Below are 9832 nucleotides of genomic sequence, written 5' to 3' on the forward strand. Positions count from 1 at the left end.
GGCGCGCGCCGCCGCGGCGGCGTCACGGGCCCGGGCGGGTGCCGCTCCGGCCGCGGGGCGCTCGGCGGAGGCGCCGGCCGCGGACCGGGCCGGCCCGGACGAGGCGCCCGACCCGGAGGACCTGCCCAGCCGGGACGACGCCGACGCCGAGGACGAGGGCCTCGTGGGGGCGCGCCTCGTGGAGCAGCTGCTCGGCGGGCGCGTCATCGAGGAGACCGGGCGCTGAGGGGCGTCGGCCCCCGCCGCGCGGGCCGCCGCTCACCCCGGGCGTCGGCTCCGACGGCGGGGCCGCCCCTGGGAGGACGGCGCCACCGTCCGGGCGCCGTCGGCGGTGCGGCGTAGGCTCGCCGCGTGTACGAGGGAGCGGTGCAGGACCTGGTCGAGGAGCTCGGGCGGCTGCCCGGCGTCGGCCCGAAGAGCGCGCAGCGCATCGCGTTCCACCTGCTCGCGTCCGACGCCGAGGACGTGCAGCGCCTCGCGAGCGCCCTCACCGAGGTCAAGCGCCGCGTCCGCTTCTGCGACGTCTGCGGCAACGTCGCCGAGGCCGAGCGCTGCCGCATCTGCCTCGACGACCGCCGGGACGGCACGGTCGTCTGCGTCGTCGAGGAGCCGAAGGACGTCGTCGCGATCGAGCGGACCCGCGAGTTCCGCGGCCGCTACCACGTCCTCGGCGGCGCCATCAGCCCCATCGAGGGCGTCGGGCCCGACGACCTGCGCGTCCGCGAGCTCATGACGCGCCTGGCGTCCGGCGAGATCACCGAGCTCATCCTCGCGACGGACCCGAACCTCGAGGGCGAGGCCACCGCCACCTACCTCGCGCGGCTCTGCAAGCCCATGGGCCTGCGCATCACGCGCCTGGCCTCCGGGCTGCCGGTGGGCGGCGACCTGGAGTACGCCGACGAGGTCACGCTCGGCCGGGCCTTCGAGGGGCGCCGGCTCCTCGACGTCTGAGGCGCCCGACTCCGGGCGCCCGACCACGAGGTCCCGGGTCCCCGGTCCCGAGGGCCCGGGACCGGGCGCCCCGCCTCAGCGGCGGAAGCTGTCCACGAGGGCGCCGAGCTCGTCGGTGAGCGCGCCGAGGTCGCCGGCCGCCTGCCGCGCCCGGGCGGCGCGCTCGTCGGTCGCGGTGGCGGCGCGCGAGACCTCGCGCAGCCGCTCCGCGATGTCCGCGGCGGCCCGGGCGGTGCCGGTGAGGCGCTCCTGCATCCCGCCGGTCGTGGCCGTCTGCTGCTCGACGGCGCCGGCGATGCCCGTCTGGTGCGAGCTGATGCCGGCGACGACGCCGGCGAGGCGCGCCATCTCCGCGGTGACGTCGCCCGTGTCGTGGCGGATGTCGGCGACGCGGCGGCCGATGTCCTCGGACGCCTCGGCGGCCTCGCGGGCCAGCTCCTTGACCTCGCCGGCGACGACCGCGAAGCCCTTGCCGGCCTCCCCGGCGCGCGCGGCCTCGATGGTGGCGTTGAGGGCCAGGAGCTTCGTCTGCTCCGCGACGGCGGAGATGACGGCGACGATCTCCTCGATGCGGGTGCTGGAGGTCGCGAGCTGCTGCGCCCGCGCCATGGCCTCGTCGAGGGACCGGACGGCGTCCTCGGCCATGCCGGCGGCCTCGCCCGCGTTGCGCGAGATCTCCAGCACGGCCTCGGACATCTCCCGGCCGCCCGAGGCGAGCTCGGCGACGTCGCTGCTGATGCTGCCCGCGGAGCCGCCGGCGCTGCGCGCCTGCTCGCTCGCCGCGTGCGAGGTGGTCCCCAGCTCGTCGGCGATGGACGCGACCTGGCGGGAGGTGCCCTGGAGGCGGCCCGAGACGCGGACGACGCCGTCCACCGTCGCCCCCACGCGGGCGGCGAAGGCGTTGAAGGCGCGCGCCAGGGCGCCCGCCTCGCCGGGCGCGTCCTCGTCGAGCCGGGCGGAGAGGTCGCCCGTGCCCGAGGCGAGGTCGTCCATGCTGCGGCGCAGGTGCTCCAGGGGCCGGGTCATGCGGGCCCCCACGACGCCGGCGACGGCGGCGGCCGCCAGGAGGACGAGGAGCCCGGCGAGGGCGATCGTCAGCACGAGCTGGCGGGTCCCGTCGCCCACGCGCGTCGCCGCGCCGGCGAAGTCGCCGTCCTGCGCGTCGACGGCGATGACCCAGTCCCACGGCTCGTAGTAGGCGAGCCGGACGGTGTGGTCGCCGGTGGCGGCGTCGCGGTAGGTGAGGGTCGCCGTCTCCTCGGGGCCGAGCGCGGTGGCGGTGGCCAGGGCGTCCACGAGGTAGGGGCGCCCGTCGGCGTCGAGGACGTCGGCGGCGCTCGTCGCGCCCTCGCGGTCGGTGACGAGCAGGGTGCCGGCGCGCTCGCCCGTCCCGGCCAGGACCTCGACGTGGCCGTTCTCGCCGGGGCGGGTGCTGAGCAGGGACTCGCGCAGCGCGGGCACCGTCTCCTGCTGGACGCCGACGTAGAGCATGCCGACGAGCTCGCCGCGCTCGTCGAGGACCGGCTCGTAGGCGGTGGCGTAGTAGGCGTTCACGACGAAGGCGGTGCCGCGGTAGGTCTCACCCGCCTCCACGGCGGCGACCACGGGGTTGGGGGAGCCGTCGGCGCCGACGGCGGGGATGTACGTGCCGATGGCGCGCCGGCCCTCCGTGGTCTCCACGGTCGTGGCCACCCGCAGCATGCTGCCGTCGGGCATGCGCTGGAACAGCGTCGTGCTCCCGCCGACGAGGCTCACGACCTCGTCGACCACCGGCGTCGGGACGGCGGGGTCGGCGTTCTGCCCGAGCGGCGTCGTGCCGGCGAGGGCCGAGGGCAGGCGCACCGTGGTCGCCTCCTTCGTCACCTGGTCGACGGCCTCCCACGTGGTGGTGCCGCCGCCGGTGCGCAACCCGCCGGCCCGCGCGAGGACGTCGCGCGCCACCTCGAGGTCGCTCGAGACCTTCTGGTAGACGGCGTCGCCCTGCGTGGAGACGACGTCGACGACGCCGTCCGTCACGCGGTCGAGCTGCTGGCCGGTGAGGGCGTCCACCTCGTCGCGGACGGCCGCACCGGTGCGCTCCGCGGCGAGCGCCCCGACGCCGCCGACGACGAGCGAGGCGGCGCCGACGCCGCCGACGAGCAGGAGGGTCACCCGGGCGCGGATGCCCCCGGTCCGGGCGCGCAGCGACGACATGCCCTTCTCGTCGGCGGGCGCGGCGGCATCTTGAGGGCCCTCACCCGGGCGCCCGGGGGCTGGACGGTCCCGGGGCGGCCGCGGGCGCCCCCCTAGACTCCGGCCCCGTGGCGCTCGTGGTGCAGAAGTACGGCGGCAGCTCCGTCGCGGACGCCGAGGGCGTCAAGCGGGTGGCGCGCCGCATCGCCGAGACCCGTCGTCGCGGGGACGACGTCTGCGTCGTCGTCTCGGCCATGGGCGACTCGACCGACGAGCTGCTCGACCTGGCCCGCCAGGTCTCGCCGCTCCCGCCGGCCCGCGAGCTCGACATGCTGCTCACCTCGGGCGAGCGCATCTCGATGGCGCTGCTGGCCATGGCCATCGCGAACCTGGGCCTCGAGGCGCGGTCCTTCACCGGCAGCCAGGCCGGCGTCATCACCGACTCCGTGCACGGCCGCGCGCGCATCATCGACGTCACGCCGGGCCGCATCCGCGACGCCCTCGACGACGGCCACGTCGCCATCGTCGCGGGCTTCCAGGGCGTGAGCCAGACCTCGAAGGACATCACGACGCTGGGCCGCGGCGGCTCGGACACCACGGCCGTCGCGCTCGCCGCGGCGCTCGAGGCCGATGTCTGCGAGATCTACACCGACGTCGACGGCGTCTTCACCGCCGACCCGCGGATCGTCCCCAGCGCCCGCAAGCTCGACACCGTCACGTACGAGGAGATGCTCGAGCTCGCCGCGTGCGGGGCCAAGGTCCTCATGCTGCGCTGCGTGGAGTACGGCCGCCGCTCCGGCGTGCCGATCCACGTGCGCTCCAGCTTCTCGAGCAAGACCGGCACCACCGTCACCGGATCGATGGAGGACCTCCCCGTGGAGCAGGCGATCATCTCGGGCGTCGCGCACGACCGCAGCGAGGCGAAGATCACCGTGGTGGGGGTGCCCGACAACCCGGGCAAGGCCGCCGAGATCTTCGAGGCCGTGGCCGCCGAGGGCGTCAACATCGACATGATCGTCCAGAACGTCGCCGCGACGACGGGGCGGACCGACGTGTCCTTCACCCTGCCGAAGGACGACGGCGCCCGCGCCGTCCAGCGCCTCACGGCCATCCAGGAGCGCGTCGGCTTCTCCTCCCTGCAGTACGACGACCAGATCGGCAAGCTGTCGCTCGTCGGCGCGGGCATGCGCAGCAACCCGGGCGTCTCGGCGCAGTTCTTCCGCGCGCTGAGCAGCGCCGGCATCAACATGGAGATGATCTCCACCTCGGAGATCCGCATCTCGGTCGTGACGCGCGCCGACGACCTCGACACGGCGGTCCGCGCGCTGCACACGGCCTTCGACCTGGACAGCAGCGACGGCGAGGCCGTCGTCTACGGAGGGACCGGCCGATGAGCCAGAGCACGGAGACCACGCGAGCGGGAGGCACCAGCGGGCGCCGCCCCACCCTTGCCGTCGTCGGCGCCACGGGCGCCGTCGGCACCGTGATGCTCGGGATCCTGTCCCAGCGGCAGGACGTCTGGGGCGAGATCCGCCTCGTCGCGTCGGCGCGCTCGGCCGGCACGGTGCTGCGGGTCCGCGGCGAGGACGTCGTCGTGCAGGAGCTCACCGCCGAGGTCTTCGACGGCGTGGACGTCGCCATGTTCGACGTCCCCGACGAGGTCTCCGCGCGGTGGGCGCCCGTGGCCGTCGAGCGCGGCGCCGTCGTCGTCGACAACTCGGGCGCCTTCCGCATGGACCCCGACGTCCCGCTCGTCGTGCCCGAGGTGAACCCCGCGCAGGTGCGCAACCGCCCCCGCGGGATCATCAGCAACCCCAACTGCACGACGCTGACGATGATGGACGCGCTCGGCGCCCTCCACCACGGGTGGGGCCTCACCGAGCTCGTCGTCGCCTCCTACCAGGCCGCCTCCGGCGCCGGGCAGCCCGGCGTGGACCGGCTCTACGACGAGCTGGCCGTCGTCGGCGGCGACCGGACGCTCGGGCAGCGCTCGGGGGACGTCCGCGGGGCGCTGGAGGACAAGCTCGGCTCGGCGGCCTCGCCGTTCCCCGCGCCCCTCGCCCTCAACGTCGTGCCCTGGGCGGGCTCGCCGAAGGAGGGCGGCTGGTCGAGCGAGGAGCTCAAGGTCCGCAACGAGTCCCGCAAGATCCTCGGCATCCCCGACCTCAAGGTCTCGGCCACGTGCGTGCGGGTGCCCGTGGTGACGACGCACTCCCTCGCCGTGCACGCCGTCTTCCAGCGCCCGCTGACCGTCGAGGACGCCCGCCAGGCCCTCGTCGAGGCGCCGAGCGTCGTCGTCGTCGACGACCCCGAGCAGGGCGACTTCCCGACGCCGGCGGACGTCGTCGGCGCCGACCCGACGTTCGTCGGCCGGCTGCGCCAGTCGCTGGACTTCCCGCACGCCATCGACCTCTTCGTGTGCGGCGACAACCTGCGCAAGGGCGCAGCGCTCAACACGGCGCAGATCGCGGAGCTCGTGGCCGCGGAGCTGTCGGCCGCCTGACCTCGGCCCGCACCACTCACCGGAGTAGGTGTGTGCGGGGCACCCCCCGGCCTCGGCTAGGCTTGCCCCGCTCCACCGGGGTGTGGCGCAGCTTGGTAGCGCGCCTCGTTCGGGACGAGGAGGTCGCAGGTTCAAATCCTGTCACCCCGACCACCAGACGGCCGGTCTCCCACCAGGGAGGCCGGCCGTCGTCGTCCCCGGGCCGGTCGTCGTGCTCGAGGCCGGCGCGGGTGCGGGTCTCAGCCGGCGCGCGGCACCAGCCGCAGGAGCGTGGCCTCCGGGGGGCAGGCGAAGCGGACGCGCGCGTACGGCGAGGTGCCGAGGCCCGCGGAGACGTGCAGCCAGGTCTCGTCCACCCGCTCGTCCGTCCCGGCGCCCTCAGGGGCCGGGGGGTCGACCGGCCCGTGCCCGGCGCGCCAGCGGTGCAGGCCGCTCGCGCAGCGGCGGGGGAGGTCGCAGTTCGTCACCAGCGCCCCGAGGAAGGGGACGCAGACCTGCCCGCCGTGCGTGTGCCCCGCCAGCAGCAGGTCGAGGCCGTCGCGCGCCATGGGGTCGAGGACGCGCCGGTAGGGGGCGTGCATCACGCCGAGCGAGACGTCGGCGGAGGGGTCGGCGGGGGCGCGGACGGCGTCGTACTGGTCGAGGCCGATGTGCGCGTCGTCGACGCCGACGAGGTCGACGCGCAGGCCGCCCAGCTCGAGCGTCGTCCGCGCGTCGTCGAGGTCGACCCAGCCGCGGTCGACGAGGCCCCGCACGAGGTCCTCGGTGGGCAGGGGCTGCCGGCGCGGGGCGAGCCGGGAGGGGCCGCCGAGGTAGCCGAGCGGGTTCACGCGCCCCGGCACGTAGCGGTCGTTGCTGCCGAGGACGAAGACGCCCGGCCGGTCGAGGAGGCGGTCGAGGGAGCGCAGCACCGCCGGCACCGCGTCGAGGGCCGCCAGGTTGTCGCCGGTGTCGACGACGAGGTCGGGCTCGAGGTCGGCGAGCCCCGCCACCCAGCGGGGGACGACGCGCTGGTCCGGCGTCATGTGCAGGTCGGACAGGTGCAGGACCCGCAGCGGCCGGGCGCCGAGCGGCAGGACGGGCACCTCGACGCGCCGCAGGCGCGGCGCCCGCACCTCGTGCCCGGCGCCCCACGCCAGGGCGGCGAGGCCCGCGCCCGCGACCCCGGCGAGCCCCAGGGCCGCTCCTCGCGCGGCGACCGCCGCCCCGGAGCGGGGGCGGGCGGGGGCGAGGGGCATCGAGGAGGACGTCACGCGGGCCAGTGTGCTGTGATCACCAGCATGAGCGCACCCAGCGAGGGCACCACCGGCGGGGGCACGGCGGCCCGTCTCCGCGAGGACCTGACGACGTCGATGCGCGCCCGCGACGAGCTGCGGACGACGACGCTGCGCTCGGTCCTCACGGCCCTGCGGACCGCCGAGGTGTCCGGCACCAGCGCCCGCGAGCTCTCCGACGACGAGGTCCTCGCCGTCCTGCGCTCGGAAGCCAAGAAGCGGCGCGAGTCCGCCACCGCCTTCGCCGACGCCGGCCGGGCCGAGCGCGCGCAGCGGGAGGCGGCCGAGGAGGCCGTCATCGCCGAGTACCTGCCGGCGCAGCTCGACGACGAGGCGCTCAGCGCCCTCGTCGCCGAGGAGGTCGCCGCGGCGGCCGCCGCCGGCCGCACCGGCATGGGCGCCATGGGCTCCGTCATGGGCGCCGTGCGGCCCCGCGTCGGCCAGCTGGCCGAGGGCGGCCGGGTCGCCGCCGAGGTGCGGCGGCAGCTGCAGCAGGGCTGAGCCCCCCGGACGCGCCGAGGGCGCCCCACCCGTCGGGTGGGGCGCCCTCGGCGTGCCGGTCGGGCCCGGCTCAGTCGTCGTCCTCGTCGCCGGAGTCGCTGGACGAGGACTGGTCCTCGTCGTCGTCCGAGGAGCTGCTGGAGCTGCCGGAGCTGTCCGAGCTGGAGAAGGTCCCCACGAGGTCCCACGCCGGGGGCCCGAAGTCCTCCTCGGGCAGGCCCTCGAGGGCCTGCTCCATGTAGTCGCGCCACATGGGCGCCGCGTAGGTGGACCCGTAGACGGTGCGGCGGACCCCCTTGATGCGCTCGTCGCTGAGCGACGTCCCCGACTCGTCCGGGTGCCCCACCCACGCCGTGGTCGCCAGCTGGGGGGTGTACCCGGAGAACCAGGTCTGCACCATCTTGTTCGTCGTGCCGGTCTTGCCCGCCGCCGGCCGGCCGTCGGGGCGGCCGACGCGCTCCGCCGTGCCGCGGGTGAAGACGTTCTCGAGGGCGTACGTCACCGTGTTGGCGATCTGCTCGCTCGTGTGGTCGTCGGTCGCGAGGGGCTGGGTGCACGACTCGACCGTGGGCTGGATCGGCTGGCCGTCGCGGTCGACGACGCTCTCGATCGGGCGCGGCGGGCAGTAGGTGCCGCCGCTGGCGAAGGTGGCGTAGGCCGCCGCCATGGTGAGCGGGGCGACGGGGTCCGAGCCGAGGACGTTGGCGGGGTTGACGCCCAGGCGCCCGTCCTGCGACGGGGGCACCGACTCGGGGGACGCCGGGTGGGCGCCCAGGCTCTCCGCCGTCGCGCGGATGTCGCAGAGGTCGAGCTCCGTGGCCATCGAGGCGTAGGCGGTGTTCACGGAGTCGTAGGTGGCCTGCAGCACCGTCATCCGACCCGTTCCCGTGCCCTCGCTGTTGCGGACCTCCCAGTCGTCGACGAGGCGGTTGCCGCACGCCCGGAAGTCCGAGGCGGGGAAGACGGTCTGGCGCGGAGCGGCCGTCACGGATTCCCGGAGGGTGTTGTCCTCCTTCAGCCACGTCGCGAGCGTGAAGGGCTTCCAGTTCGAGCCCGGCTGGAAGCCGCGTCCGCCGCCGAGGTCCTCGTCGACGTTGTAGTTGATGTTGGTGTAGCCGCGCTGGTCGGTGGGAGCCGTCGTGTAGACCCGGTTCTGCGCCATCGCCCGCACCTTCCCGGTGCCGGGCTCGACGGAGACGAGGGTGGCGCCCACCTGCGAGGAGTCGTCGACCGGGACGGTCTCCTGGACCTGCTGCCACGCGGCGTACTGCCGACCGCTCTCGAGGGTCGTCGTGACGTCGACGCCGCCGCGGTACAGGGCGCGCACGCGGGCGTCGCGGTCCTCGCCGAAGGCCGGGTCCTGGAGGATCGTCTGGACGACGTAGTCGCAGAAGTACGCGGTCGCCCCTGCCGGCGCGCACCCGTTCGCGGGCTTGTCGATCCGCAGCTGGTCGGCGATCGGCACCGCGACGGCGGCGTCGTGCTGCGCCTGGTCGATCTTGCCCAGGTCGAGCATGCGGCCGAGGACGACGTCGCGCCGGTCCTGCGCGTCCTGCGGGTTCGTCGTCGGCTCGTAGAACGAGGGGTTCTGGATCATCCCGGCGAGGAGCGCCGCGTCCGGGAGGGCCAGCTCGGAGGCGGGCTTGCTGAAGTAGTACTCGGACGCCGCCTCGACGCCGTACGTGTTGGCGCCGAAGAGGGCGATGTTGAGGTAGTTCTCGAGGATCTGGTCCTTCGAGTACTCCTCCTCGGCCGCGATGGCCAGGCGGATCTCGCGGACCTTGCGGGCCTCGTTGGGCGTCGTCAGCGCCGTGACGGCGTCCTCGTCGCCGGCCTCGCGGGCCTGCTGCAGGAGCACGTTCTTGATCCACTGCTGCGTCAGCGTCGAGGCGCCCTGGGTGCCGCCGCCGGTGACGTTGTTGACGAAGGCGCGCGCGATCCCCTGCGGGTCCGCGCCGCCGTGCTCGTAGAAGCGCGAGTCCTCGATCGCGACCACGGCGTCGCTCATGACCGGGGCCACGGCGTCGAGGGGCACGATGACGCGGTTCTCCGCGTAGAAGCCCGTCATGGGCGAGCCGTCCGCGTAGCGGATCGTCGACCGCACCGGCAGCGCCGAGGGGTCGAGCTGCGTGGGCAGGTCCTCGAACATGTCGACGGCGGCGTCCGCGCCGGCGCCCGCGGTGGCGACGACGGGGACGGCGAGCCCGGCGACGAGCAGGCCCGCGACGACGCCGCCGCCGACGAGCGTGGCCAGGCCGGTGCCGACCGAGCCGGCGGACCCGGCGGCGGTGGCGCGGGCGGAGCGGGTGCGGCGGGGAGGGCGCGCGTCGGGGGTCTCCCGGGGCGCGTCGGCCCCGGGCGGGCTGCTCGGTCGTCCTGCCATACCACCGAGGGTACGTGGCCGCCGCACGGGGCCGGGCGGCGGCGGTCC

8 protein-coding genes and 1 tRNA gene are annotated in these 9832 nt (G+C 75.6%); 6 read left to right on the forward strand and 3 right to left on the reverse strand.

Annotation, left to right across the window (positions count from 1 at the left end):
- Positions 1 to 226, forward strand: a 226-nt coding sequence (locus WDV85_RS06890; protein WP_339569931.1) for a hypothetical protein, incomplete at its 5' end; no start/stop codon positions are given.
- A gap of 125 nt (positions 227 to 351) precedes the next feature.
- Positions 352 to 951, forward strand: a complete 600-nt coding sequence (gene recR / locus WDV85_RS06895; protein ID WP_339569932.1) for a recombination mediator RecR — start codon at positions 352 to 354, stop codon at positions 949 to 951.
- A 75-nt stretch (positions 952 to 1026) separates the two neighbouring features.
- On the opposite strand, the gene WDV85_RS06900 is transcribed toward recR, so the two are convergent.
- Positions 1027 to 3144, reverse strand: a complete 2118-nt coding sequence (locus tag WDV85_RS06900) for a methyl-accepting chemotaxis protein (protein ID WP_339569933.1) — start codon at positions 3142 to 3144, stop codon at positions 1027 to 1029.
- A gap of 107 nt (positions 3145 to 3251) precedes the next feature.
- Between WDV85_RS06900 and WDV85_RS06905 the strand changes: the two genes are divergently transcribed.
- The 3 genes from WDV85_RS06905 (at position 3252) to WDV85_RS06915 (ending at position 5779) form a co-directional block, all read left to right on the forward strand.
- The gene (locus WDV85_RS06905; RefSeq protein ID WP_171202569.1) at positions 3252 to 4517 is read left to right on the forward strand and encodes an aspartate kinase; all 1266 of its coding nucleotides are present in this window, start codon (positions 3252 to 3254) and stop codon (positions 4515 to 4517) included.
- Positions 4514 to 5626 (forward strand): aspartate-semialdehyde dehydrogenase, encoded by a 1113-nt coding sequence (locus tag WDV85_RS06910; protein WP_339569934.1) that lies wholly within the window; start codon positions 4514 to 4516, stop codon positions 5624 to 5626. The genes WDV85_RS06905 and WDV85_RS06910 overlap by 4 nt, the downstream gene beginning before the upstream one ends.
- Before the next feature lie 76 nt (positions 5627 to 5702).
- Positions 5703 to 5779: transfer RNA gene (locus WDV85_RS06915), tRNA-Pro, on the forward strand.
- A gap of 86 nt (positions 5780 to 5865) precedes the next feature.
- On the opposite strand, the gene WDV85_RS06920 is transcribed toward WDV85_RS06915, so the two are convergent.
- A complete protein-coding gene (locus WDV85_RS06920; protein WP_445263253.1) occupies positions 5866 to 6864 on the reverse strand; it encodes a metallophosphoesterase in 999 nt (332 codons plus the stop codon).
- Positions 6865 to 6906: 42 nt separating this feature from the next.
- Here WDV85_RS06920 and WDV85_RS06925 point away from each other — a divergent pair, with 42 nt between their 5' ends.
- Positions 6907 to 7401, forward strand: a complete 495-nt coding sequence (locus WDV85_RS06925; RefSeq protein ID WP_339569936.1) for a GatB/YqeY domain-containing protein — start codon at positions 6907 to 6909, stop codon at positions 7399 to 7401.
- A 70-nt stretch (positions 7402 to 7471) separates the two neighbouring features.
- On the opposite strand, the gene WDV85_RS06930 is transcribed toward WDV85_RS06925, so the two are convergent.
- Positions 7472 to 9784: a transglycosylase domain-containing protein gene (locus WDV85_RS06930; protein WP_339569937.1), complete on the reverse strand. Its 2313-nt coding sequence runs from the start codon at positions 9782 to 9784 to the stop codon at positions 7472 to 7474.
- Positions 9785 to 9832: the final 48 nt, after the last annotated feature.

Source organism: Pseudokineococcus sp. 5B2Z-1 (assembly GCF_037482305.1).
GTDB lineage: Bacteria > Actinomycetota > Actinomycetes > Actinomycetales > Quadrisphaeraceae > Pseudokineococcus.

Coding starts and splice junctions, on each gene's coding strand:
- WDV85_RS06900 (WP_339569933.1), bottom strand. CDS start 3,144: ATGTCGTCGCTGCGCGCCCGGACCGGGGGCATCCGCGCCCGGGTGACC.
- WDV85_RS06910 (WP_339569934.1), top strand. CDS start 4,514: ATGAGCCAGAGCACGGAGACCACGCGAGCGGGAGGCACCAGCGGGCGC.
- WDV85_RS06920 (WP_445263253.1), bottom strand. CDS start 6,864: ATGCCCCTCGCCCCCGCCCGCCCCCGCTCCGGGGCGGCGGTCGCCGCG.
- WDV85_RS06925 (WP_339569936.1), top strand. CDS start 6,907: ATGAGCGCACCCAGCGAGGGCACCACCGGCGGGGGCACGGCGGCCCGT.
- WDV85_RS06930 (WP_339569937.1), bottom strand. CDS start 9,784: ATGGCAGGACGACCGAGCAGCCCGCCCGGGGCCGACGCGCCCCGGGAG.